Genomic DNA, 25,689 nt, shown 5'->3' on the forward strand with positions numbered 1-25,689 from the left:
TAGGAAGGTTATCTTTAAAAAAGTAAAAAGGAGAATCAGGAAATGGCTTTAAGAAATGTAGTTTGTCGAGGCGATGAAATTTTAGCAAAAAAGGCGAAAGAAGTAAAAGAAATCAATAGCCGAATTTTGGAGATGCTCGATGATATGCTTGAAACGATGCATGAAAGCAATGGTATTGGCATTGCAGCACCGCAAGTTGGTATTTTAAAGCAGATGTTTATTGTTGAGGTGGATGACACTTTTATTGAATTGATAAATCCCCAGATTTTAGAAACGAAGGGTACACAAGTTGACGAGGAAGGATGCTTAAGTGTTCCGGGAGTGATTGGGAAGGTAGAACGTCCTCAATATGTAAAGATTAGGGGTTTAAATCGTAAAGGAGAAACCGTTGTTTATGAAGCGACGGATTTGGTTGCAAGGGCACTATGTCATGAATACGACCATTTACAGGGAATCTTATTTGTTGATAAAGCCTTTGATATTCGGGATGTAGAATTGGATGTGGAAGAATAATATGAAAATCGTATATATGGGAACGCCGGATTTTGCAGTACCGGCTTTAAAAGCTTTGTGTGATCATGGATATCCGGTTTCACTAGTAATAACACAGCCGGATAAGGCGAAAGATCGTGGAAAAAAAATACAAGTTACACCCGTAAAGGCAGAAGCTCAGAATCGACAAATACCTGTATTGCAGCCAGATAAGGTGAAAGGAAATGATGAATTTCTAAGCCAGATAAAAGAAGCAAATCCAGATTTGATTGTAGTAGCGGCTTATGGGAAAATATTACCGAAATCTATCTTAGAAATTCCAAAGTTCGGATGTATTAATATTCATGCTTCTTTGCTTCCAAAATATCGTGGAGCAGCTCCCATCCATCGAGCCATCATAAATGGTGAAGAAAATACGGGTGTTACGCTTATGTATATGGCTGAGGGAATGGATACCGGAGATATGATTTCAAAAGCAGAAACGCCGATTTTGAATAAAAATGTAGAGATGTTGCATACAGAGTTAGCGCAATTAGGAGCAGATCTTTTGATTGAGACACTTCCTGCAATTTTTAAAGGAACCAACGAAAGAAATGCACAGAATGAGAGTGAAGCAACGTATGCACCTATGGTATTTAAATCTGAAGGCCTTTTGAATTTTGAAAAAGATTCGATTACACTGGAACGGTTAATACGTGGTTTCAATTCATGGCCTGGAGCACATACTATTTATAAAGGCATTCCAATTAAAGTATGGGAGGCTGAGGTGGTTGAGCAAACCTCAAATCTATTGAATGGAACAATAGTAAATGTAGATAGAAATGGTATGGATGTTGTTGCAGGAGGGAAAATTCTTCGTATTACGAAACTACAATTTCCGGGAAAGCGTGCGATGAAAGTAGAAGATTACATTAAAGGGAATGAAATTGAAATTCATCAAATCTTAGGATAAAATATTTGATATTCTTAAGATTGATAAAAAAGAAAATGAGAGAAATGAGGGAGAAAGATGTATTGGTTTGATAGTTCGATCATTTATTTGATTCCAGCGATGATATTCGCTATGTATGCACAGGCTAAAGTCAAATCTGCTTATTCACAATATGCAAAAGTCCGAAATCGAAAAGGCATCACCGGTGCACAGGCTGCTCGATTGTTATTAGATAAGAATGGATTATCGGACGTTCGAATTGAGATGATTCAAGGCCGACTTTCGGATCATTATGATCCAAGGAAGAGAGTTATGCGACTTTCTTCTGCTGTTTATAATGATGCGTCGATTGCTTCAGTTAGCATTGCAGCGCATGAAACAGGTCATGCAATTCAACATGGGTTAGGATACATGCCGTTAAGCATAAGAAACACAATTGCTCCTGTGGTTTCTCTTGTATCTAATTTGGCTTGGCCGCTTTTATTAATCGGTCTCTTTATGGGGAATTCACCGCAAGGAAGTCTGCTGTTTAACTTAGGGATTTTATTCTTTTGCGGTGCAGTTGTATTTCAAGCAATTACGTTACCAGTAGAATTTAATGCAAGTCATCGGGCAATTGTACAAATGCAAGAAAAAAATATTATATATCCAGAGGAAGCTGGTGGAGCTAAGCGAGTACTTTCTGCAGCAGCCTTGACCTATGTTGCAGCTTTAGCTGTTTCCGTTGCCAATTTGATCAGAATCCTTGCAATTAGGGGGCGCGACTAAAGTGGATGACAATCGAAAAACTGCCTATTTGACATTGCTCGATGTAGAGGAAAAGAATGCTTATTCTAATTTAGCACTTAACCATCATATCAAGCAATTAAAGCCTGATTCACCGTCATTGGTACGAGAATTGGTATATGGAGTGATAGAGAATAAATACTATTTGGATTATATCCTTGCATTCTTTGTAAAAAAAATGTCAAAGATGAAAAAAAGCGATTTAATTCTTCTTCGAATGGGAATTTATCAGCTTTGCTTTATGGATGCGATACCACCATACGCAGCGGTTAATGAATCTGTTTTATTGGCTAAAAAGTATTGCAGAGGTCGTGACGCATTTATTAATGCGGTTCTTCGGAGATACCAGCGTGAAAAACATAAGATATCATTGAAAGACCTGCAGAAAGATTCTGTGGGATATTTGTCTGTAAAATACTCTTATGAACCTTGGATGATTGAACAATGGCTAAAGGAATATGGATTTGAATTTACCGAATCATTGCTTTCGGCGGGTAATCAAACTCCTGAACTTACTTTACGTGTAAATTTATTAAAAAATTCCGTAGAGAAAACCATTGAAGCAATTCATTCAGAAGGATTTGAAGTCAATTATGGAAGGCGAATTCCTGAGGCAATCAATGTAAAGGGCAGTGGTATTTTAGATTCTAAATTATATCAAAATGGTTGCTTTTCTGTGCAAGATGAAAGCTCTATGTGTGCAGTGGAAGCATTAGATCCAAAACCAGGACAAACCGTAGTGGATGTATGCGCAGCGCCTGGCGGAAAAACTTTATATATAGCAGAAAAAATGAAAAATCAAGGACAAATTTTTGCTGGTGATGTTTATCCGAAAAAACTTGAAATCATTGATAAAGAAGCATCTCGTTTGGGGATTTCCATTGTTGAAACAAAGACCTGGGATGCAACAGAGCGAAATCAAGAATTCATTGCTATTGCTGATAGAGTATTGGTTGATGCACCTTGCTCCGGCTTAGGAGTCATTCGTCGCAAACCTGAAATCAAGTACAAAAAGTTTGATTCTGAGATGAAGCTATTACCACAGAAACAACTTCAAATTTTATCAAATGCGTCGAATTATTTAAAGGTAGGGGGCGTATTAGTATATAGTACCTGTACAATATCCGTTTATGAAAATCAGGAAGTGAGCAAAGCATTTCTTTTACAGTATCCTAATTATGAGTTAATAAAAGAAGAGCAGCTTTTTCCAAATGAATCGGGAACGGATGGATTTTATATTTGTAAGATGTGTCGTCGCTTTTAATATTACATACATCGAAAAGGGGAGAAGGTAGAGGATCAATTTATGCTGAGAGTTGGATTTAAAACGGATCGAGGTCGGCAAAGGAGTAATAATGAGGATGCTTTTTTTATCTTACCGGAGCAAAGGGTTTATATCATTGCAGATGGTGTAGGTGGGCATAATTCGGGGGAAATTGCAAGCCGTTTCGTAGTACAGCAGATTGCAGAATACGTAGCAAAGAATCGTATTTCAGAAACAACTGAAGATGAAAATTTAAAGTATTATTTTTTAGAATGCTTGCGTCAGACAAATCAGCAACTTTTTGCAATGGCAAAAGAGAGCCATAGAAATGCAGGCATGGCTACCACATTGGCTTTGGTATACATAAATAATACAAAGGCTTATATTGTGAATGTGGGGGACAGCAGAGTTTATTTAATAAGAGACAAGTTAATTCGTCAAATAACCGAAGATCACACTTATGTGAATCAGTTATTGAAAAGCGGTGCAATTACGAAAGAGGAAGCGGATCATCATCCAAAACGAAATATGATTACCCGTGCGATTGGTGCAGATGCGGATCTTTTACCGGATTTTTATCAGTTTAAGGTTTATGAAGGTGATTTAATTTTAATGTGTACCGATGGTTTATATGGAGAACTAACGGAAGAAGAACTCCATACAATGGCGCAGGGAAGAAGATCCATGCATCGTTTGGCAAATGATTATGTAAAAGCGGCAAATGAACGGGGTGGAAAAGATAACGTAACCGTAGTTTGCATTATGATATAAATAGGGTTAAATTGAAAGAAGTGAATTACTATTGAAAAGATGGAGGGGCGGCGATGAGTAGCAGAATACTTGCCGGAAGATATGAGTTAATAGAAAAGATCGGTGAAGGTGGAATGGCCGTTGTCTATAAGGCAAGATGTCGATTGTTAAATCGATTTGTAGCCATTAAAATTTTAAAGCCGGAATTTACGAAAGACATAAAGTTTATTGAAAGCTTTCGAAGAGAATCGCAGGCAGCAGCAAGCTTAGTACATTCAAATATTGTCAATGTTTATGATGTTGGTAAAGAGGGGAACATTCATTACATTGTAATGGAACTAATTGAGGGTAGGGTATTAAGTGATTTAATTAAAGAAGAAGGTCCTATGGAAGTCAGAAAAGCGGTATCCATTGCAAAGCAGATTGCTTCGGCTCTCAGCCTTGCGCATAAGAGTAATCTGATACATAGGGATGTAAAACCTCATAATATCTTGATTAACCAAGAAGGTGTAGCTAAAATTACTGATTTTGGGATTGCCAAAGCAGTAAGCAGTGGTACCATTGTCGGCAAGCAAACGGAGACAATTATGGGTTCTGTGCATTATTTTTCTCCGGAGCAAGCTCGAGGTGGCTATATTGATGAGAAATCAGATATTTATTCATTAGGAATTGTCCTTTATGAAATGGTGACTGCAAAAGTTCCGTTTGATGGAGAAAATCCAGTTGCTGTTGCGGTTATGCATATTAATGATGAAATGATCCCTCCTTCGGAGTTGGTTCCAAATATACCAACAGATTTAGAAGAAATTATTTTAAAGGCAACAAATAAGTATCAGATAAATCGTTATAAGTCTGCAGAAGATATGTTAACTTCATTAAATTTAATCAATTATAATTCCACAGGCAGAGCTGCATCTTATTCTAAGACAAAGGATAAAAACTCAACGATTGTAATGTCACCAGTAAAAAATGCAGCAGCGTTAAAAGAGAATCAACCGATAAATCATGCAAATGGGGAAAAGGATGAGGACAAAATGGCAAAGGAAAAAGGTAAGAAAAAGAGATTTAAATTAAATAAGGTGAAATTTGCAGCAATTATATTAGCGTTATTATGTGCAATTCCGGTAAGCGGTCTTTTGGTTAATGGAGTGCAGGCAATGTTAGCACCAAAGGAGGTAACCGTTCCGGATTTAAGAGGCTATACTTTTGAAGAAGCAGAGAAGGAATTAAAAGAGTTAAATTTAATTTTAGAAAAAGGAAATGAAGTTTATAGTTCGGATTATGAAGAAGGCTGTATTGTGTCACAAAGTCCGGAAGAAGATATGAAGCTAAAGGAAGGTGCCAAGGTTAAAGTAAATATAAGTAAAGGTATGCAGTCTGGAACGGTTCCAAACTTAGTGGGTAAGACTCTTTCTGATGCACAGTTCATCTTAGAAACCTATGGATATTCACAAGGATTGGTATCGGAAGATTACAGTGATTATGCAAAAGGTGTTATCTTTGATCAATCGCCTGCATTTGGTGAGGAGGCGTCTCCTGGGGTTAAAATAAGCTTAAAAATCAGTCTTGGCAGCAAAAATAAAGAAGTTGAGATGCCAAATTTACAAGGATTGGATTTTGATCGTGCAAAAGATCAATTAACGAAATATAAGTTGGCTTTGGGTAATCCTTCTTATGAAGCAAGCTCTTCTTATGCGAAAAATCAAGTCATATCTCAAAGTGTAGATGCTGGAGTAATGGTAAAGGAAGGAACGGCGATTGATTTAGTGATTAGTTCCGGAGAGGGAGAAGCAAGCGGAAAACAGGGAACGGTTGATTTGACCATTTCTTATAGTGATGCAAAAAATCCTATTTTCTGGTTGACGGTTATTGTATCTGACGAAAATGGAGTAAGTACACCAATCAGTAGAGAACAACGTGATAAAAATGATGGTTCCAGCATTGTTTCTGTTTCTGGTGAAGGAAAGGGTACGATTACCGTTATGTTTGACAATGAAGTCGTACAGCGATTGAATGTAGACTTTGCAACCGGAGATCTGAGCTAATGGAAGGAATTATCTTAAAGGGAATTGCTGGCTTCTATTATGTAAGCTGTGATGATAATTTGTATGAATGCAAAGCGCGTGGAATCTTTCGTAAAGATGGATTGATTCCACATGTAGGAGATTACGTACACATAGAGGTTTTAGAAGACGGCAAGGGAATTATTACTGAAATACATGAGCGTAAAAATGTATTCATTCGTCCGCCGATTTCCAATGTAGACTGTTTTGTTGTGGTTTGTGCTGCAGCAAAGCCGAAACCGAACTTAACAATTATTGATCAGTTCTTGGTTATGGCTGAAGAAAATCATACTGAAGTGATATTATGCATCAATAAAGCCGATTTGGTTAAGGAAGAAGAGCTTCATTCCTTATATGAGATTTACTCAGCTATTTATCCGGTATGCTGTGTCAGCGGAAAGAGCGGAGTTGGTATATTGGATTTAAAAAGTAAAATGGAAGGGAAAACTTGTGCATTAGCAGGCCCTTCCGGAGTAGGAAAGTCTACTTTGTTAAATTGCCTACGAGAAGATTATGCCATGGAGACAGGCGAAATCAGTGAAAAAACCCAGCGTGGCAAACACACGACCCGTCATGCTGAGCTTTTTGAAATGGAGTCCGGGGGCCGAGTTTTTGATACACCGGGTTTTACATCATTCGATGTTTTAGAGACCGACGAAGAGGAATTACCATTTTTATTTCCAGAAATGGTTCCCTATCAGGGGATGTGTCGATATGACAATTGCAGACATTTAAAGGAACCCAGCTGTGCGGTCACACAAGCGGTAAGTGAAGGAAAAATTAAAGAATCAAGATATCAATCGTATATGGCTATGATGAAGGCCATTCAAGAAAAAAGGAGATTTTAAATGAATCGATTAGCACCATCCATTCTTTCAGCGGATTTTTCAAAATTAGGAGAACAAGTTGCACAGATTGAAAAAGCAGGAGCACAAGTAATTCATGTAGATGTTATGGACGGGCATTTTGTGCCTAACATTTCTTATGGTGCAGTTGTTATGAAGAGCTTACTTGGAAAAACAAAAATGCCGTTTGATGTACATTTGATGATAGAAAACCCTGAAAGGTATATTGAAGACTTTGTAACTGATAATACAGAGATAATTACGGTACATGCAGAGGCATGTACACATTTGCACCGAACTGTTCAATTAATCCATTCTTTAGGCATCAAAGCAGGTGTTGCTTTAAATCCGGCAACGCCTTTAGCAGCATTGGATTATATTTTAGAAGACATTGATTTGGCATTGATTATGTCTGTCAATCCAGGATTCGGCGGACAAAAGTTTATTCCTTCTGCTTTGCATAAAGCAGAAGAATTAAAGAAACAAAAAGAATTACGTAATCAAAATCTGATCATTGAAATTGATGGAGGCATAACATTGGATAATGTGAAGACTGTATTGGATGCCGGTGTAGAATTAGTAGTAGCGGGGTCTTCTGTATTTGGAGCATCGGATATGGATGATCGCATTCATCAATTTTTAAACTTGATGAAATAAATCAAAAATAAATAAAAAAGTGCGATAAACTATGAAAACTAGTATATCGCTTTTTTTTTATTCTAAATGTAAAAAAATGGTTGACAAGATAAAAAAATACAGTCATAATAAAATTGAAAAAAATGGTAATTATTCCAAAAGAAAGGTTGATTAAATTGAGAGGAATTCGAATGTGGATTGGAATCATACTTGTGGTAAGTTCAATTTGCGGATTGTTTTTCTGGGAGACCAAAGGAAGAGAGTGTTTTCTAATGGATCAGGTTTTCGTCGCAGCAGAACGCATACCAATGGGAACAGAGGTAAATACCAATCAATTTAAACTAGTCTATGTTCTTCGAGAAAACAAAGTAGAGGAAGCATTTTCAAAAGAAGATAAAAGTCGACTGCAAGGAAAAGTAACGGCTCAAATCATTGAAAAAAATCAGCAGGTTACAGCGGATACTTTTTGTAAAAAACATGCATTAATTGAAGAAGGTAAATCTGTATTTTTAATAAAACCTGAATGGATTGACTCTAGAAGCAGTTCTTTGCGTCGGGGGGATTGGGTTGACTTTTATTTGGCAGAGAGTGGAACCTTTGTTGGTTACTATCCCGTTGCTTTTGTAAAGGATGAAAAAGAAAGAGAAGTGAGAAATGAAGAAAGCATTATGCAGGATTATATTTTAGAACGAACGGATGCAACCGCTCAAATTAGTCACATAGAAATTATTGCTGCTCTTTCTGAGTATGAAGGGATTCGACATATGGCGGAAGAATCATCGGAAGGATTTTTACTTGTGCAGGCAAAACGAAAGGAAGAATAAAGTGAAAAATTTAATTGCTTTCCATGGTTCAGATCATAAAGTCGGAACTACGATGATTTCTCAATCGGTTGCTGAACTGATTTCAAAAAATCGTAAGGATATTAAAATACTGTGGGTAGTATTTTCGACTGGTGATGGAAAGGATTATGCAAACTATGTTTCTCAATCCGTAGGAGGGTTTCGCCTACAGATTCATAGTCATATTTTAAATGATGTAGAAGTGATGCATGCGAGTAAGCAATCAGAAAATTTATACATGTTAGGTGGGATTAAAAATTATTTGGAAAAAAGAAATTATTTTCCGGAAATGACAAAATATTTTTTAGATTGTATCGAAGGTAAATTTGATTTGATTATTGCAGATTGCGGCAATGATTTGGACTGTGGATTGACGATGGGTGCTTTAGAAAGCTCTGAATTGACTTACTTAATTGTATCACAAAGAGAGTCCTCTTTACGGAAATATGAAATGAAATTGGATTTTTACAAACGTTTAGATATCAATGATAAAGGTATTATCATCAATCATTTTCGAGAAGACGATCCGCTTACTTTAGATTATATTGGAAAAAGGTTTGCTCTTTCTTATGAATTGTTTTTTAGGGTACAAGATTCTAAATTTTCTAGGCAAGCAGAGACGGATAAGAAATCCTTACTTTCTTATGGTGACAATTCCTATAATAATGATATTGCAAAGGTTGCTGCTTCTATTTTGAAGCAATGTGGATTAGGATGTTTGAAGAAAGACGAAGAAAAGAGGAAAAAGCGATGGATCAGTTTTATTTAGATCAATATCTGGCAAAGGAAGAAAACGACATTCGAAGAAACGATCTAAATTTCTTTTCTCTATGTGAACGTGTAAAAGAAATATTTTTCTATGAATTGGAGAATCAAAATGATAACCTACATTCCTATATGGATATTCAGAAAAAAGCAATCATTGGATATAAGAATGAAGTGACTTATTTTAAAGAAAAAATCAGGTCGATTATCAAGGAGGAACATGCGGAAACAGTCGACTTCCCTAATTGGTATGAAAATCTCATTGATGGAGTTTATCATGAGAATTGGGGATTGGCCGGCATTGCTCAGTGGTTTTCCAATCCATTTTATGAAAGTAGCTCTGCGAAGATTATAGGGGATCGAATTTATTTTTTAGAAGAAGGCCACATGGTAAAAAAACCACAAACCATTAGCAAAAATCGTCGTGAACAAATGGTTCGAGCTTTTTTATTACTAACTCCGCATGAACGTATGGACAAGGAATATCATGAAGTTTATTTGCTTGATGGGACAAGAGTGACTATATTTGGAAAAAACATGACAAAAAGGGAACAAGATGTGATTATATTTCGACGTTATATCGTTCCACAATATCGATTTGAAGAGCAGGCAAAACGCGGTACCATTCCTTTTGACGCGATTCCATTGTTTCAAACCATGGTTCAATTAGGATACAATGTAGTGTTTACGGGGGCAGTTCGTACTGCAAAAACTACCTTTCTATCAACCTGGCAGAGTTATGAAAATCCAACTTTAGAAGGTGTAATGGTAGAGACAGATCCTGAAATACCGCTACAACAATTAATGCCGGATGCACCTATTGTTCAGTTGCTGGCAGATGAAAGCCGTTTATCCGGGATTACCAAAAACCTTTTACGAAGTGATGCTGATTATTTTATTTTTGCAGAAGCAAGAGATGGAAATGCTTTAGATACCGCTTTGCGAATTGCTGCAAAAGGAACAAAGAGAATGAAGCTCACTTTTCATACCAGAGATCCTCTACAATTTTCAATGGATGTAGCTATCGAGATATTAAAGGAAAGAGGTGGGGAATTACATTCAACTATGATTAAAGTAGCGCAAAGTTTTGATTATATTTTTCATTTTGTCCAGTTAAAAGATAAAAATCAAAAACGTTTAAAAAGTATTTATGAATTGAGTTTAGATGAAAAAAATCAAGAGATTAGAATGAAACCAATTTGTTTGTATGATTACCAGAAGGATGGATGGCGTTTTTTTTCTAATATTGCAAAGAAGATAGAAATTCACGGATTCGAAGAAAGCGAAGAACAATATTATCAATTCAAAAAACAATTAGAATTCTTATCAAACCAGGAGGTGCATTGCAATGAATAAAAGTATTTATGCTGCGACTCTTATGCTTACGATACTCTATGCTTCTTTATTAAGTGGATATTTTATATTATTGTATCCTAGCATTCGAAAATTACAGGAGAAACTAATCGTGCAAAAGCGACTTCACATGAAATATGAAAATCGAAGAGGATTTGCTATTTCTAATCATTTGGAGCAACTTCTTACTGCAACTGGATGCACCTTGTTTAATCGCCATATGTTTATCGGTTTCAGTTTATTGCTTTCTGTGGTTTTATTCTATCTTGGAATTCGGAGTTTTTCTGGGGTCACCGTCTTATTTCTAAGTATTTTTGGAGGCGGATTGCCATATGGACTATTAAGAATTCGATTGGAGAGCATTCGACATAGAGGCAGTTTTGAAGGAGAGAAGGTTATCTCAGAATTCTTACGGCAATATCGCATTCATAAATATAATCTTTATGAAACATTAGAAGAAATGGTAGAGCATTTGGAGGATTTAAAGGTAAGTCGGAGATTATTTTTTCAGATTTTAATTCGATTACGAAATACAGGAAATCCAATTTTAATTCGAAATGCTTGTGATCTTTATTATTTCGGAATTCATACAAACTGGAGTCGGATGTTGGCCACGAATCTGCGTATGGCAGCAGAAAAGGGAGTTGATATTTCTTTGGCAGTTGAGGATATTTTAATTCAACTGCGAGATGCGAGAAGTGCTTCTGAAGAGCGTAAACGTATGAACAGTGAGGCAACTCGAATGACTGTTTTTATGATTCCATTGCTTTATTTGGCTACTATTTTTTTATCCTGCCGTTATATGGCTTTACCTTTTTCAAGCTTTTGTAAAAATCAATTCGGAACCTCGCAGGGGCTGTTGTTTTTCTTATTTATTTGGTTTTCATTTTTATTTAATTTACTTATTTTAGATTGTATCAATCATCGTAGATTTGATTGTTAAGGAGGGCAAATGTATCAAAGTATTTGGATTTCTATGATTTTTTTAAGTTTCTTTTATGTAGGCATTTTTATTCTTTGGACACCTAAGTTTAGAAGATTCCCTAAAATTAAAAAAGCATCTGTGTTAAAAAATTTAGTTAAGAAAAAATATAGAATGATTTTGTGTAAAGGAGAAAAAAATATTTTTTTACATACTTTCGTAAGGCTTAGAAACGATATAAAAAAAGAAAAGTATGAAAGTGAAATTTATGAAGGGATCTCATACTTGCGTAACTTGATTGTCATTGAACGAGGAGCGAAAATGAGCACACCATGGATTTTAGAGGAGCTGGCTGATTTAAAAGGAGTTATGCAGAAGCATTACCTTAAGTTGCTTCATTACGTACGCGTAAACCATAAGGAAGAGGGTCTGAGTGTTTTTGCAAAAAATATGGGGACAGCAATTGGAGCCGATTACGGCAGGCTTCTTTTACAGTGGGAGGAAATGGATCCGAACCATTGGTGGGAAACTCTAAGAACATATCAAACCAGTATTAAGGAAATGAAACGAACAAACCAAAGAAAAAAAGATGAAATTTTAAGCGATATTATATATTTACCTGTTGTTATTAATGTCATGTTAGTATTGATTAATTTTATTTATGTAGCTTATTTTATTGAGCAGCAAAAAATTCTATTATGGGTGTTTCAATGAAGAGAAAGGAAGGAAAGCAAATGAAACAAGTAATTGTAATGGTAGCAATGATAGTATTAGGAATTGCATTGGCAATGATGGTTCTTAGTTTCAAACAACCTGCAAAAGCGATTACCGATACTGCGAAAACGAGTATTACTAAAATACTTAATGAGGATGCTGTGAATGGAGATTAGAAAATGAAACAAATAATTGTTATGATGGCTACAATTTTACTAGGCGTATCCATTTTTCATATGATTATGGGAGCTCAAGATGACAGTATTTATTCTGTGGTACAAGATGTCTGGAAGCAGGAAATTGATATACGAACGCAATCACCATGAGGAATGTTAAAGTTGAATGTTAAAAAGAAAGGGGTATTGATGTATTTAATGATAGATACATCCTACAAGGAGTTATGAAGAATTTAATTGTCCTTGCCGCAGTTCTTCCGTTTCTATTATTATTTATGATGCAATTTACACTAGATCAAAAAAATTCTGGTAATATCGGTCGTCTTCAAAGTTATGTTTATACAGCCAAGGAAGAAGCCAAGCAGAAAGGATGTTTTACGGATGAAATTGAAAATCGCATGCGTGAGAAAATTGCACGGGATTTTCAAATTAATCAGAATGAAATTCAAGTTGAGGTAACAAAAGAGGTGCAATACCGCGTCAACCAATTTGAAAATGAGGGTAAAAAAATACCAACAAGAGGTATGATCTATTATCGAGTAGCAGTACCGATTGAAAAGGTGATTGCAGGAAATCGTTTTTTTGGTATAAAGGATAAGGAAAATAAGGGGGAGTACATTATCGAAAGTTATACAGCAAGTGAAAGACTTCCCTTGGAGACGGAATAATTATGAAAGTATTTTTGGTTTTTATTGGGATACTATTCATTAACCTGAGTTTCCTTATATATAACGGAGATATGGCACAGTATGAAAAAATACAGTTATTTTTAAAATCGACAGCAGAGGATTGTGCCGCAGGAGCTGCTCTTTATTATAATGAAGAAGAATACAGCAAAGGGGAATGGTGTATTGAAGAGAATGAAGCGAATAAATTTATATCTTCACAAGTAAGATTTGCAGAAGAATCATTAAAAAAAGTGTGTAAGGGAAGTCTGAAGTATGAAGTTATATATGACTCCGTTGAAGTAACAGTAAAATTATATTATGAAATGGAAAATGATTTATTTCGTCTTCCTTTTTTATCAATAAACAAAGTATCGCGAGTTGCAAAATATGAATGGAGAAACTGGGAAAAATAAAATGGTTATCTTGACTGTAATTGAGAAACGATATATAATAAATAAGATATAATTGAATACAAAAAATGCGAGGATAAGAAACATAATACAATGGCTCAAATGTTAGAGAATGGATGTCTCATCTTTTTATAAGAAGATATGGCTGTAAGCATCCAGATTTGTGTGTATTTATGACCATCTTGGAGCAGCTCCTGATGAAGGATGCCGGCAGATTGTATTACTGTCGTTATAATAATGAAGAATAAACTTGGGTGGAACCGCAGAATTGCCCCAGGTATTGCATTGCAATACCTGGTTTTTTTATATTATAGGAAAGATTGTTTTCTATTAGATTGATATATAAAAAAATGGGATGTAAAAAGTCTATCCCATATCTTAATTGTAACAATATTAGTTCATATCGATAAAAAACGTTAGGGAGGAAAAAAATGATTAAAGTAGCGTTAAAGGATGGAAGCATCCGTGAAGTCAAAGAAGGCACAACGATCAAAGAAGTCGCAAAGTCTATTTCTCAAGGGCTTGCTAAGGAAGCCATTTGCGGAAAGGTGGACGGACAGATACAAGGACTGGGTTTTCTCTTAGATAAGGATTGTGAATTAGACTTATTAAAATTTGAAGACGAAGAAGCAAAGCATACATTTTGGCATACAAGTTCTCATATTTTAGCAAATGCCATTACCCGTTTGTTTCCGGATGCAAAGTTTGGAATTGGACCGTCCATTGATAATGGATTCTATTATGACATTGATTTAGAACATCGCTTTACGGAAGAAGATTTGGCTGCATTAGAAAAGGAAATGAAAAAAATTGTTGAGGCGAACCAGCCGTTAACTCGTTTTGAATTACCTCGAAAAGAAGCCATACAGTATATGGAGGAAAGAAAAGAACCTTATAAAGTTGAATTAATTAATGATTTGCCGGAAGATGCAGTCATTTCTTTCTATGAACAGGGTGATTTTACCGATCTTTGTGCCGGGCCACATTTATCCTCTACAGGTCTTGTTAAGGCTGTGAAGCTCACAAGTGTAGCAGGCGCTTACTGGCGTGGAAATGAAAAAAATAAAATGTTGCAGCGTATCTATGGTATCACGTTCCCGAAACAGAAATTGCTTGATGAATACATTGAGCGTATGGAAGAAGCAAAGAAGAGAGACCATAGAAAGATCGGAAAGGAAATGGATCTTTTTGCTCTATATGAAGAAGGTCCTGGATTTCCGTTCTTCTTACCAAAAGGTATGGTAATCCGAAATGAATTAGAAGCTTTCTGGAGAAAGGCTCACGCAGAACGTGGGTATCAAGAAATTAAAACACCTTTGATTTTAAGTGAAGCATTATGGCATACATCTGGACATTGGGATCATTATCAGAATAACATGTATTTTACAAAGATTGATGATGGTGATTTTGCGATAAAGCCAATGAATTGTCCTGGTTCCATGCTTGTATATAAGAGAAAGATGTATAGCTATCGTGATTTCCCAATGCGTATGGGTGAGCTTGGCCAGGTTCACAGACATGAGCTTTCCGGTGCATTGCATGGTTTGATGCGTGTGCGTACTTTTACGCAAGATGATGCTCATATCTTCATGCTTCCGGAACAAATCAAAGATGAAATCGTAGGTGTTATTGATTTTATTGACAGTGTATATAGTATGTTTGGTTTTAAATATCATGTTGAACTTTCTACAAAACCAGAGGATTCAATGGGTACAGAGGAAGAGTGGGAGTTAGCAACTACTGCATTGAGAGAAGCCATGGAAGAAAAGGGAATGCCTTATGTGGTTAATGAAGGCGACGGTGCTTTCTATGGACCAAAATTAGATTTTCATCTGGAAGACTGTATTGGAAGAACATGGCAGTGCGGGACCATTCAGTTGGACTTCCAAATGCCGCAGCGCTTTGATTTAACTTATGTTGGTGCAGATGGTGAAAAACATCGTCCGGTTATGATTCACCGTGTTATCTTCGGAAGCATTGAACGATTCATTGGTATTTTGACGGAACATTTCGCTGGGAAATTTCCTTTATGGTTGGCTCCGACACAGGTTAAAATTCTAACAGTAACGGAAAAATTTGCAGATTATGCTTTAGATTTGCAAAATAAATTTAGAGATGCCGGTCTTCGTGCAGAAGTGGATATTCGAAATGAAAAGATTGGTTATAAGATACGTGAAGCCAGAAATGCAAGAGATTCTTACATTGTTGTAATTGGTGAGAAAGAAGTTGAAAGTGGTATGCTTCCGGTTCGTTCAAACAAGGAAGGCGAATTGGATCCGATGTCAATAGATGAATTCATCAACAAGCTTCAAAAAGAAATTGAAACAAAAGCAGTATAAAAAATTATAAATAATTAAAAAGCAGGGATTGTCTGATGTGACCCCTGTTTTTTTATAAAGTAATATAGTATATTTTTTATATTAGTACATTCTATCATATATAAAATTGAAAAAGTAATAAAATGCGTTATAATAATAAAAAAAGAAACTCAGAAGGAGTTGTTCTATGAGAAACATAGATGAACGCTTGAAAGAATTGAATCTTGAAAAAGAACTTGTGGAGATACGAAGACATTTTCATAAGTATCCCGAGTTATCGGGGAAAGAATATCAAACCATGGATAAAATTTGCAAGCATTTGGACGAATGGGGTATCCAATATGAGAAGGGCGTTGCAGATACGGGTGTTGTTGCAACCATTAAGGGTGCATTCCCTGGAAAAACGATAGGTATTCGTGGAGATATGGATGCACTTCCAATCCAAGAAAAAAATACGGTATCTTATTGTTCTCAGAATCCTGGGATTATGCATGCTTGTGGGCATGATGTGCATATTAGCATTTTATTAGGTGTGGTAAAGGTTCTAAAAGCAATGGAAGGAGAATTAAAAGGGAATGTAAAATTTTTCTTTCAGCCTGCGGAAGAAACTACAGGCGGTGCAGAAAGAATGATTCAAGCAGGATGCTTAGAAAATCCTTATGTTGATTATGTCCTAGGACTGCATGTTGAACCAAAGTATAAAGTGGGGCAAGTTGGAATCAGATATGGGAAAATGTATGCATCATCTGATATGCTTACTATAAAAGTCTATGGAAAGGCCGCACATGGAGCGCATCCCGATAAAGCGATTGATGCAATCGTAGTAGCTGCAAATATTTTAAATGCGATACAAACGGTTGTCAGCAGGAATATAAGCCCAACGAATGCGGCAGTATGTACGTTTGGAACGATCCATGGAGGGAAGGTTCGCAATCAAATTGCAGATTATGTGCAAATCGAAGGTATTATGAGAACCTTAGATTTAGAGACTAGAATACTGGTCAGAGAAAGAGTTGGAAAAATATGTGAGCAAGTGGCTGATTCCATGGGAGCGAGAGCAGAACTTATGATAGAAGAAAGCTATTTGCCTTTAATAAATACAGATGAGGTAGTGGATGTGGTATGCCATAATGCTAGGCGTATCTTAGGTATGAAGAATGTAGTAATAGAGGAATCACCTGATTTAGGTACAGAGGATTTTTCCTACTTTGCAGCAGAAAGAAAATCGTGCTATTTTCGCTTGGGGTGTACAAATAAAAAAAATGAAAGCGCAGCAGACCTACATAACCCTGCATTTGATATCGATGAAGGATGCTTGGCTATTGGGGTAAAGCTACAAGTTCAAAATATTTTATCCCTCTTGGAAAAATAAAAATATATTAAAAATGCACACAAACTGTTAGAAATGAATACTAATAGTTTGTGTGCATTTTTTAGTTGGTTATTTTAATTTTTTAAGTGCTGCATTCATTAGTGCATCACGATCTTCCTCTTTAGAGTGATATGCTGCAGTAAAGTCTTCTACAATCGCAGTACCTTCCGGTAAGATCTCAATTTGAAAGGTTCGCATAAGCATTCTGGGCTGATAATTTAAGTATTTTTTGTTTTTCAATGTACGCAGATGAAAGGACATATCCTGAATAGTACAGTTATCAATCTGCGCTGGAAAGATGCTTTGATATCTTTTCTTATTGGATTTTGTTAGTTCGTAAATAGTTTTTAAAATGTCAAAACGAACGTGAACATCAGATTTTATCATAGATTGCACCTCATTCTTTTTATTATATTAGATACTAATATAATAGTAACATTTTTGTATTGAGATTCAAAGAATTAATGATACAATAAAAATAAGAAAGTGAGGTTTTTTATGTTTGAACGAAAAGAAAAAAAGGCATGGCGTAATGGTGTATATTTAGCGACAGCGAAAAATTCGTTGGAAGCAGATATTTTAGAATCCAAACTTAGAAGTGAAGGGATTCCTATGGAGAAAAAGTATCAAGGTGCATCCAATGCATTAGAAATCATTATGGGGAATAATGTTTCTTTCCCGATTGATTTATATGTACCTGAAGAATGCTTGGAAGATGCAAAAAATATTATTGTTCCGGTTAACATAACTGATGAAGATTTTGAAAAGGAATTGCAAGAAAAAGAGTAAATGAAATAGTTTGAATATTAAATATTTTATAAATGTTATAATAAAATATACAAATAAAAAAATGTATTGACAGCTCGTTATTAAAGTGATAGCATACTATTATCACAAAGGAAAAAACCAATAACGATTTGTTAAGAAAAATCGCTGTGGCAATTAGCTATGGTTTTTTTTCTTTTTTGGAACGAAAGAAACGAATTTTCAGAAAAGTGGAGCATGCTTTGCTGCTCTTTAAATAAGTATAGGAAAGGAATGGAGGTAGATAAATATGTCTTGGTTTTTGAATCAGGCTGTTTATGTTGCACCGATGGCAATCAAGAGGGGCAATCCTGAAGGGGAAGGATTTAACTAGCGACGCAGATTTTTTTAAAACAATAAATTAAAAAAATTGAAAGAAAAAAATTTTAAATTAAAAATTAAATCAATATGGAGGTAATATATTATGATTCGTGTAATGGAAAGAGTAATTGGATTTTATGGTGATGTTTGTGAGGAAAAGAAAGAAAGCTTATTAAATCAGTGGACGAAACCGATTGAAGCATTTACAGTAGATTCTATCTTAGAATCCTTGCGTAAGTAAGAAAGACAATGACAAAATAAAATTTTTTAGTAAAAAATCTGCCGATTATATTTCATCGGCAGATTTTTCTATTTAAAACCCCAAATTAACTAAAAATCCTTCTTGTTTAAAATTCCTATGGAGATACAAATGGAAAGAGTAAATATACTAATCAGCATTACTAAAGATACAAGTATAATAAAAACAAAGGAATATTGCATCAGGAATCCAAATTTGTCTTCAATCAAATCAAAGAGTTCTGGAAACAACGTAATGGAAATACTGGGAATGAGAAAAATAACAAATAAAACAATACGACTTTTTTCAATTCCCAGTTTGAAAACAAACGGAAATAAGATTGAGAAACATATTAAAGATGCAAATAATATAGAATAACAAAATATTAGATGCACTTCAATCTGAATAGGTTGACTGCCCGGAATCAAATAACTTATTAGATAAAATAAACTATTTATAAGTATTGCGAAAACGGCTAATGAAAGGCCCAGCAGGTATTTACTGATTACCATTTGCGCTCGTGTTACGGGGAGTGTTAAGGCATAATTATCCCATTTAGAGTACTTATCAAAGGAGAAGGTATTGATGGGTAAGATCAAACACAAAATAATAAGAAATGGCCCCAAAAAGTTAACGTCTAAGAACATTCCGATTAATCCATAAATCAAAACAACCCCAAATATAAATTTTCCTTGTTTTTTAATATTAAATAAATCTTTTAAAATAAGCGCTTTCATTATTTTACTTCCTCCTGTTTAAGAATATAAAAGAGCATGATGGTTTCTAAGTTTATTGAGTCCAAAATCAGATTTGGATATTTGAGTTTAATATAAGATCGGTCTTTGATTAATACTTCACAGCCAAATGTATTTTTTCGATGACTTACATAATCTTCACGATCGATATTTTTAAATTCTTCGTGAGTACACTTTAACAATGCGTAGTTTTCTAAAATACTATCCTTGCTATCTTGCAGGATGATCTTTCCTTCATGGATAAAGCATATGTAATCGGCTATCTTATCCAAGTCACTGGTAATATGGGATGAAAATAATATAGAATGTTCTTCATTTTGAATAAAGTCCAAAAATAAATCTAGGATTTCATTTCTCACAACAGGATCTAAACCGTTTGTAGGCTCATCCAAAATTAAAAGTTCTGGATGATGAGAAAGTGCAGTTATAATGGATAGCTTCATACGCATTCCTTTGGAAAATTCTTTGATGCCTTGTTTTTTTGGCAGTTTAAATTTATCGAGATACTTTAGAAACAAAGCATGATCCCAATTTTTGTATAAGGATTTCATAACCGTAGAAATCTGAAGAGGATTCATGGAATCATAGAAAAAGCCTTCGTCTAAAACAACTCCAAGCTGTTCTTTGATTTCACGTTCATTCGTTTCATGATCCAAACCCAAAACTTGAATTGTACCACTTTGTTTTTGTATTTGATTTAATATGAGTTTAATTGTAGTTGTTTTTCCAGCACCGTTTTCACCGATAAAACCTACAATCGATCCTTTTGGAAGGGTTAAGTTTACATCCTCTAAATGAAAATTTTCGTAGTGTTTTGTTAAGCCTTTAATTTCTAGGGCATAGTTCGTTTGCATAAATTTTTCCTCCTGGTTATTTATCTTTGTTATAAAGTGAACAAAGCAATTCATTTAATTTTTTTAGAGAAATACCACTTTCTTTTGCCGTTTGGATGGCTTGTAAAAGAAAATGTTCCGTCATGCGCAAATGTTCTTCTCGAATAGTCTCCATATTTTTTGCAGCAACAAAGCTGCCTTTTCCTGTAACCGTTTCAATAAAACCACTCCGCTCCAGCTCTTCATACGCTCGTTTGGTTGTAATTACACTGATTCGCAATTCTTTTGCCAAAAAACGCATGGAGGGTAGGGGGTCTCCTTCTTTTAAGGTACCATTTAATATATGACTTTTTATTTGAGAGGTTATTTGTTCATAAAGGGGTTTTTCATTTGTATTACTTAGAATAATATTCATAGAGTGCACCTCAATACGCTAAAGTGTATATATTGTATATACACACTTTAGCGTATGTTTGGTTGCATGTCAATAGAACAATAAAAAATTTTTTTAGATTTGTTGTGCAGCTAGATAGGCGGAAGAGAATGCAAATTGTAGATTATAACCACCAGTATCACCGTCTACATCTAATGTTTCACCTGCAAAATATAGCCCGGGATAATCTTTACATTCCATTGTTTTTAAATTAACATCTGAAAGTGCGATACCCCCAGCTGTTACCATAGCTTTGTTGTATTGATCTAAGCTACTGATTCTATAAGAATCCTTTGTCAAAACGTCAGTGAGACGTTTGACGTCCGATCCGGTAATTTGTGAGTACTTCTGATTTGAGGACAGAGAAAGACGTTCACAAATCACTTCCAAAAATCTTTTTGGAAGTGGTAGAAGTTCCTGTAATACCGTAAGCAGTTGTTTTTGATTTCCGGAAAAATTTTTTTTCAATAAAGAGAGTAGTTCCTCACTTGACATGAAAGGGAGGTATTGAATTCGTAAAAACAAACCGGGAGCCGCAAAGCGAGAAGTATTTAAAATGACTGGTCCGGAAAAATTTCTATGTGTGAATAAGAGTGAATCGCTGTGTTCAGCAATCTTTTTTCCATCTTTCGTTGTGATTAGAAGCTTAACAGAATCAAACGATATACCGGATAATGATGAATAGGGGTAGTTTTCCACAAAAACTGGAGTTAAAGCTGGATGGAGCGTCTCAATTTTGATGCCAAGCTGTGACAAAACCGGAAAGAAATTTCCATCAGAACCCGTAGTTGGGTAAGAACACCCGCCAGTAGCTACAATTATTTTTTTCGCCCGATAAGTCATTTTTTCGCATGTCACAGAATAATAGTCATTTTCTTTTTTTATATCTATAACTTTTGAAGATAAGACAAAGGAAAGTCCGTTTTCCTTACAACAGGAACAAAGACATTCTAAAACCTCTTTTGCTTCCAGAGATTTTGGAAATACTTTGCCATCTTCTCTTACAATGGTAGAAATACCTTTTTCTTTGAAAAAAGAGCTAAGCGCATCGTTATTAAATTGGTATAGAACAGAACGAATCGCTTTACCCTGTTGTCCATAGTGGGATAGAAAATCCTTGATATTACCACTGTGGGTCAGATTGCATTGACCACTGCCTGACATAAGAAGCTTTTTCCCTAATGAAGTGGATTTCTCCAATATTAAACCATTGACTTTTTTAGGCAGAGAAGCACCGGAAAATAATCCCGCTGCACCGCCACCAATAATTATTAAATCATAAACCATAAAAATCTCCATTTATTATTATGCACATAATATTGCTGTGCATTTTTTTATTATCTATTAATACCGTTATTATAGTATCTCACAATATTTTCTATATCATAACAAATAGAAAAGAGCTTCACAACCAAATGTAAAGCTCTTCTCCTATATAAAACCCCATTTTGTTTATATAAATTTATTGAAAGAAATTTGAAATATAGTCTGGTGCGTTTGTAGTTTCCAGATAAAACTCTGTAGGTATAGCATCGTCATTGTTCCCCTTATATACAACTTGGATGCTGTAATATTTATTATTATCCACTTGAATGTTACTTCCTAATTCATAGAGTTCACGAATCTTTTTCAAGTCCGTGATCACAATTAAATTTTCTTGTTCTTGCGGAGGTTCTAGCCCTAGATTATAGTACGAATCAAGAAATGGATCGACATAGGATTCTCTTGTTTGATATGTTTTTTCGTATGTTTCTTCATCACTGATAAGGATACCGACGGCGTACAGTGGTTCCTTTTTCATATAATCCGTATAAATATCATATCCGTGCTTGTTTAGCCAATCGATAGTATGTGTGTAATAAGGACGAATCGCATATTCTTTTATATTCGTCTCATAATCGATTTTTGCAGCGGTTGATGTATTTTTTGTTTCAGTCATTGTTATATTTCTAGGATTTGACCGATCCTTATATTCAATTTCAATGCTGCATAGGGGCATTGTAAACGAACAAAGCTGCTTGTAGGTCAGGTCTTTGACATCGGAATTAATTGCAGAGACTAAATCTTTAAGGTCATCGTTTGTAACACTGGTATCAATTGTATTAGTAACTCTGCTATAGACTGTTGCTTCTTGCAAATCGTTTCCGTCCACTTTCGTTAATAGTAAATTCGACCGGAATTCGTTTGATTCATAAAGAGTCTTCAAGTTTTCATTCTCTGCAATGAGCCAATAGGGAACCTGGTAAAAACGATTTATTGTTCGACCGGAATTCGTTGTGTATGTAAATACAATTGAAGATGTACGATAACGATAGTTTTCCTTGTTTTCTAGAATTTTATCTTTGTCTGCAACAATTTGCTTATGAAAGTTGATAATACTCTTAATGTTCTCAGAATCTTGATATTCCGTTACAAGCTCTTCAGAATCTTTGAATCGATTAGAATTATAGGAATAATCCTCTAATGCATAATCCATAGAAACCTGTTGAATGGTATTAGCTACAGGAATTCGTTTTTCGTATGAAACAACATCAAATTCAAGGGAAATAAAGAATGCAATCGCAATCAGTACATATACTCCAAAGCTTTTAAAGGAAGCAAAATTAAAAATTCGTACTGTTTTTTTTACGACCATTCTTCCGATTAAAAATCCCAAAAATGCACCAGAAAAATATCCGATATAACTGTAAATTGGAGAACCATCTCCTAAAAATTTAAAATAAGTACCTAATATCGTCATTGTAAAGAAAGCAATCAAATAGCAAATAATCGGTTCTAAGAAAGAGTAAACCAATACATCTGTCGCTTTTTCAAGCCTTCTTTTCTCGTACAAAAATGCAGAGAGAATAAAAAGACAAAGAATTACAATGAGGTAAGCAATGATTTGTGTCGAGCTATAATTTTCATGTGAATTTAAGATTGCAAGGTAGGGGGATAAATTATAAGCTAAAGTTTCTCCACTTTTAACATAAAAGCCAAATAAATATTGTTTAAAATATATTAGCAATACACCGTATAGTGCAGGCGCTAAGAAATTAAAAGCAATTGCTGAGCAAAAATGCATGAGTGAATTTCCTGTAATTATGCCGGAAAAAATCGAGATAACATATATAAATATTATAGTTAATAGTGAATGCAGAATCCAATTGATTATGGACATCCTTGAAAATACGTTTACTACATCTGCATAAGCCACACTGTTATAGTCATAAGGTATCACCGGTTTACTAATCGCAAGAAGGATCAATCCATTTATTATCACCGGTACACAAATTAGAAGTAAACCAGATAAAACTTGACTGTTATAAAGTGTAATTCTTCGGAATGGCATTGCATGCATCACGGCAACAGAGCTTGGATTTTGAAGATAGCGAAAAATAACCACCGCAGTAATAATCGGCAATGCAAAATGCACTAATAAGAAAAACGGATGCTCATTTTGAAGAACCGTTTCTATGTAGTAAGAAATGTCCGTTAAATTTCGATAGCTTAGGAGAATTGGAAATACACCGGAAAGGAAGTAAATGAGAAATCCAATCACGGAAATTGGCCAATATCGTCTAAGGTTCTCTTGGATTAAAGGCCGTGATAGGCTAAAACAAGATACTTTGTATTTCATGGTCTTTGCCTCCTAATTCATAGATGAAAATTTCTTCTAAGGACAGCGGTAGAAGATCAAAAAGCACCGGATTTTGTTCATTAATGATACTTTCCACAACATCCTTTCTATTTTGTATGATTAACAAATCTACACTGCCTCGGCTTTCTTTGTATAACACGTTAAGCCCTTGGTACGGATTTTCCACTTTCGTTTTAAAAGCCACTTGAATTTTATGGATATCGGATTTTAATTCATCTAAATCACGTTCCAATTTCATTTTGCCCTTATTTAATATACCGATGCTGTCACAAATTCCTTCCATTTCTCTTAGGTTATGGGAGGAAACCAAAACCGTCATCTTGCGTTCGCTGACGTCCTCTACAACGTATTTCCATACTAATTTTCGAATGATGGGATCCAGTCCGTCAATGGGTTCATCTAATATCAAATAGTCCGGCATTGTAGACATTGTTAGAATAAATGCTGCCTGTTTTTGCATGCCTTTTGAAAATTTACTAAGCTTTCTCTTCTCATCCAATTTAAATTGTGAGAGCATTTTTTCATAACGTTCCATATTCCAATTTGAATAAACAGAAGCGTAAAATCTAGCAGATTCTTTTAAGTTATAAGAAGAAAAGAAATAAAGATCATCAGGAATATATCCCATACGTTCTTTTAATTTAATATTATTTTCAATCGGATCTCCATTTATGGTAATGCTGCCACTGTCTGGTTTTAAAACACCAATCAAATGTTTGATTAAAGTTGTTTTTCCAGAACCGTTTTCACCGATCAGACCATAGATGGAACCATTTTTTATGTGCAGATTTAAGTCACTCAATGCTGAAACACCGTCAAATGACTTGTCAAGTTCACTAATTTTGATCATGGCAGAATGCTCCTTCTTCAATTATTTGTTTTAGAAAATTACAAATTTCATTCGGCTGAAACCCTAGATATCGTAATTCCATAATATCATTCTGAATTCGGTGTTTCACTTCTTCTAATTTTCTCTTATCAATTTTTCGGTCTTCCTTTGCGGAAACAAAGCAGCCTAAACCCCCAACGGTATACAAATATCCTTCTCGCTCTAATTCACGGTATGCTTTTAAAATTGTGTTTGGATTTACCGTTAAGGTTTTGGATAATTCGCGTACAGAGGGAAGTTTTTCATGCGGCATCATCACTTCGGTAAGAATCAATTCTTTTATGTTATCGATCACTTGTTCATAGATTGATTTTCTAGATTTTAAATCCAATTGAAACATAGTACCAACCCCCTTTCACTTATAATAACTGTACTATATGTAATAGTACAGAGTCAACAATTTATTCCATTTTTTCGATAATAATTCCGGAAATTAGGAGAATATCATACTAGCTTGGTAATATTTATA

General features: G+C 35.0%; 29 protein-coding genes. 21 read left to right on the forward strand and 8 right to left on the reverse strand.

Annotated elements, in window-relative coordinates; translation table 11 throughout:
- Window positions 1-42: 42 nt before the first annotated feature.
- The 19 genes from def to I2490_RS06655 all read left to right on the forward strand — a co-directional run bounded on the left by def (window position 43) and on the right by I2490_RS06655 (window position 17,307).
- On the forward strand, window positions 43-513 hold the full coding sequence (gene def / locus I2490_RS06565) for a peptide deformylase (protein WP_206458945.1): 471 nt from the start codon (window positions 43-45) through the stop codon (window positions 511-513).
- 1 nt (window position 514) lies between these two features.
- A complete protein-coding gene (gene fmt / locus I2490_RS06570; RefSeq protein WP_206458946.1) occupies window positions 515-1,444 on the forward strand; it encodes a methionyl-tRNA formyltransferase in 930 nt (309 codons plus the stop codon).
- 57 nt (window positions 1,445-1,501) lie between these two features.
- A complete protein-coding gene (locus tag I2490_RS06575; protein WP_206458947.1) occupies window positions 1,502-2,191 on the forward strand; it encodes a zinc metallopeptidase in 690 nt (229 codons plus the stop codon).
- Between the two features lies 1 nt (window position 2,192).
- On the forward strand, window positions 2,193-3,473 hold the full coding sequence (gene rsmB / locus I2490_RS06580; RefSeq protein WP_206458948.1) for a 16S rRNA (cytosine(967)-C(5))-methyltransferase RsmB: 1,281 nt from the start codon (window positions 2,193-2,195) through the stop codon (window positions 3,471-3,473).
- 42 nt (window positions 3,474-3,515) lie between these two features.
- The gene (locus I2490_RS06585) at window positions 3,516-4,244 is read left to right on the forward strand and encodes a Stp1/IreP family PP2C-type Ser/Thr phosphatase (protein WP_206458949.1); all 729 of its coding nucleotides are present in this window, start codon (window positions 3,516-3,518) and stop codon (window positions 4,242-4,244) included.
- A 53-nt stretch (window positions 4,245-4,297) separates the two neighbouring features.
- On the forward strand, window positions 4,298-6,268 hold the full coding sequence (gene pknB / locus I2490_RS06590) for a Stk1 family PASTA domain-containing Ser/Thr kinase (protein WP_206458950.1): 1,971 nt from the start codon (window positions 4,298-4,300) through the stop codon (window positions 6,266-6,268).
- Window positions 6,268-7,134, forward strand: a complete 867-nt coding sequence (gene rsgA, locus I2490_RS06595; protein ID WP_206458951.1) for a ribosome small subunit-dependent GTPase A — start codon at window positions 6,268-6,270, stop codon at window positions 7,132-7,134. The genes pknB and rsgA overlap by 1 nt, the downstream gene beginning before the upstream one ends.
- Window positions 7,135-7,788 carry a ribulose-phosphate 3-epimerase gene (rpe, locus tag I2490_RS06600; protein WP_206458952.1) on the forward strand — a complete coding sequence of 218 codons (654 nt, stop codon included), beginning with the start codon at window positions 7,135-7,137 and terminating at the stop codon, window positions 7,786-7,788.
- Between the two features lie 170 nt (window positions 7,789-7,958).
- Window positions 7,959-8,591, forward strand: a complete 633-nt coding sequence (locus I2490_RS06605) for a hypothetical protein (RefSeq protein WP_206458953.1) — start codon at window positions 7,959-7,961, stop codon at window positions 8,589-8,591.
- 1 nt (window position 8,592) lies between these two features.
- Window positions 8,593-9,378 carry a hypothetical protein gene (locus tag I2490_RS06610; RefSeq protein ID WP_206458954.1) on the forward strand — a complete coding sequence of 262 codons (786 nt, stop codon included), beginning with the start codon at window positions 8,593-8,595 and terminating at the stop codon, window positions 9,376-9,378.
- On the forward strand, window positions 9,324-10,730 hold the full coding sequence (locus I2490_RS06615; RefSeq protein ID WP_206458955.1) for an ATPase: 1,407 nt from the start codon (window positions 9,324-9,326) through the stop codon (window positions 10,728-10,730). Before I2490_RS06610 ends, I2490_RS06615 begins: the two co-directional genes overlap by 55 nt.
- Complete coding sequence (locus I2490_RS06620) at window positions 10,723-11,670, forward strand: hypothetical protein (RefSeq protein WP_206458956.1); 948 nt, start codon at window positions 10,723-10,725, stop codon at window positions 11,668-11,670. The genes I2490_RS06615 and I2490_RS06620 overlap by 8 nt, the downstream gene beginning before the upstream one ends.
- A gap of 9 nt (window positions 11,671-11,679) precedes the next feature.
- Window positions 11,680-12,363: a hypothetical protein gene (locus I2490_RS06625; RefSeq protein ID WP_206458957.1), complete on the forward strand. Its 684-nt coding sequence runs from the start codon at window positions 11,680-11,682 to the stop codon at window positions 12,361-12,363.
- A gap of 20 nt (window positions 12,364-12,383) precedes the next feature.
- Window positions 12,384-12,539 carry a hypothetical protein gene (locus tag I2490_RS06630; RefSeq protein ID WP_206458958.1) on the forward strand — a complete coding sequence of 52 codons (156 nt, stop codon included), beginning with the start codon at window positions 12,384-12,386 and terminating at the stop codon, window positions 12,537-12,539.
- Window positions 12,540-12,542: 3 nt separating this feature from the next.
- Complete coding sequence (locus tag I2490_RS06635) at window positions 12,543-12,689, forward strand: hypothetical protein (RefSeq protein WP_206458959.1); 147 nt, start codon at window positions 12,543-12,545, stop codon at window positions 12,687-12,689.
- 74 nt (window positions 12,690-12,763) lie between these two features.
- Window positions 12,764-13,207 carry a hypothetical protein gene (locus I2490_RS06640; RefSeq protein WP_206458960.1) on the forward strand — a complete coding sequence of 148 codons (444 nt, stop codon included), beginning with the start codon at window positions 12,764-12,766 and terminating at the stop codon, window positions 13,205-13,207.
- Between the two features lie 2 nt (window positions 13,208-13,209).
- Window positions 13,210-13,620 (forward strand): hypothetical protein, encoded by a 411-nt coding sequence (locus I2490_RS06645; protein ID WP_206458961.1) that lies wholly within the window; start codon window positions 13,210-13,212, stop codon window positions 13,618-13,620.
- A gap of 428 nt (window positions 13,621-14,048) precedes the next feature.
- Window positions 14,049-15,956: a threonine--tRNA ligase gene (thrS, locus tag I2490_RS06650; RefSeq protein ID WP_206458962.1), complete on the forward strand. Its 1,908-nt coding sequence runs from the start codon at window positions 14,049-14,051 to the stop codon at window positions 15,954-15,956.
- A gap of 166 nt (window positions 15,957-16,122) precedes the next feature.
- The gene (locus I2490_RS06655) at window positions 16,123-17,307 is read left to right on the forward strand and encodes a M20 metallopeptidase family protein (RefSeq protein WP_206458963.1); all 1,185 of its coding nucleotides are present in this window, start codon (window positions 16,123-16,125) and stop codon (window positions 17,305-17,307) included.
- A 69-nt stretch (window positions 17,308-17,376) separates the two neighbouring features.
- Here I2490_RS06655 and I2490_RS06660 read toward each other — a convergent pair whose 3' ends face one another.
- Window positions 17,377-17,694: a hypothetical protein gene (locus I2490_RS06660; RefSeq protein ID WP_206458964.1), complete on the reverse strand. Its 318-nt coding sequence runs from the start codon at window positions 17,692-17,694 to the stop codon at window positions 17,377-17,379.
- A 111-nt stretch (window positions 17,695-17,805) separates the two neighbouring features.
- On the opposite strand from I2490_RS06660, the gene I2490_RS06665 reads away from it, so the two are divergent.
- Window positions 17,806-18,096 carry a putative signal transducing protein gene (locus I2490_RS06665; protein WP_206458965.1) on the forward strand — a complete coding sequence of 97 codons (291 nt, stop codon included), beginning with the start codon at window positions 17,806-17,808 and terminating at the stop codon, window positions 18,094-18,096.
- Between the two features lie 439 nt (window positions 18,097-18,535).
- On the forward strand, window positions 18,536-18,673 hold the full coding sequence (locus I2490_RS06670; protein ID WP_206458966.1) for a hypothetical protein: 138 nt from the start codon (window positions 18,536-18,538) through the stop codon (window positions 18,671-18,673).
- Window positions 18,674-18,762: 89 nt separating this feature from the next.
- Here the strand turns inward: I2490_RS06670 and I2490_RS06675 are convergent, their stop codons facing one another.
- The 7 genes from I2490_RS06675 to I2490_RS06705 all read right to left on the reverse strand — a co-directional run bounded on the left by I2490_RS06675 (window position 18,763) and on the right by I2490_RS06705 (window position 25,560).
- Window positions 18,763-19,407, reverse strand: coding sequence for an ABC-2 transporter permease (locus I2490_RS06675; RefSeq protein ID WP_206458967.1), 645 nt, complete (start codon window positions 19,405-19,407; stop codon window positions 18,763-18,765).
- Window positions 19,407-20,279: an ABC transporter ATP-binding protein gene (locus I2490_RS06680; RefSeq protein WP_206458968.1), complete on the reverse strand. Its 873-nt coding sequence runs from the start codon at window positions 20,277-20,279 to the stop codon at window positions 19,407-19,409. Before I2490_RS06680 ends, I2490_RS06675 begins: the two co-directional genes overlap by 1 nt.
- A gap of 16 nt (window positions 20,280-20,295) precedes the next feature.
- Complete coding sequence (locus I2490_RS06685; protein WP_206458969.1) at window positions 20,296-20,673, reverse strand: GntR family transcriptional regulator; 378 nt, start codon at window positions 20,671-20,673, stop codon at window positions 20,296-20,298.
- 93 nt (window positions 20,674-20,766) lie between these two features.
- The gene (locus tag I2490_RS06690; RefSeq protein WP_206458970.1) at window positions 20,767-21,978 is read right to left on the reverse strand and encodes an NAD(P)/FAD-dependent oxidoreductase; all 1,212 of its coding nucleotides are present in this window, start codon (window positions 21,976-21,978) and stop codon (window positions 20,767-20,769) included.
- 175 nt (window positions 21,979-22,153) lie between these two features.
- Window positions 22,154-24,310, reverse strand: a complete 2,157-nt coding sequence (locus tag I2490_RS06695; protein ID WP_206458971.1) for a DUF6449 domain-containing protein — start codon at window positions 24,308-24,310, stop codon at window positions 22,154-22,156.
- Window positions 24,285-25,181: an ABC transporter ATP-binding protein gene (locus I2490_RS06700; RefSeq protein WP_206458972.1), complete on the reverse strand. Its 897-nt coding sequence runs from the start codon at window positions 25,179-25,181 to the stop codon at window positions 24,285-24,287. The genes I2490_RS06695 and I2490_RS06700 overlap by 26 nt, the downstream gene beginning before the upstream one ends.
- Window positions 25,168-25,560: a GntR family transcriptional regulator gene (locus I2490_RS06705; RefSeq protein WP_206458973.1), complete on the reverse strand. Its 393-nt coding sequence runs from the start codon at window positions 25,558-25,560 to the stop codon at window positions 25,168-25,170. The genes I2490_RS06700 and I2490_RS06705 overlap by 14 nt, the downstream gene beginning before the upstream one ends.
- Window positions 25,561-25,689 lie beyond the last annotated feature (129 nt).

This window comes from Anaerovorax sp. IOR16 (assembly GCF_017168145.1).
In the GTDB taxonomy this organism is placed as follows: domain Bacteria; phylum Bacillota; class Clostridia; order Peptostreptococcales; family Anaerovoracaceae; genus IOR16.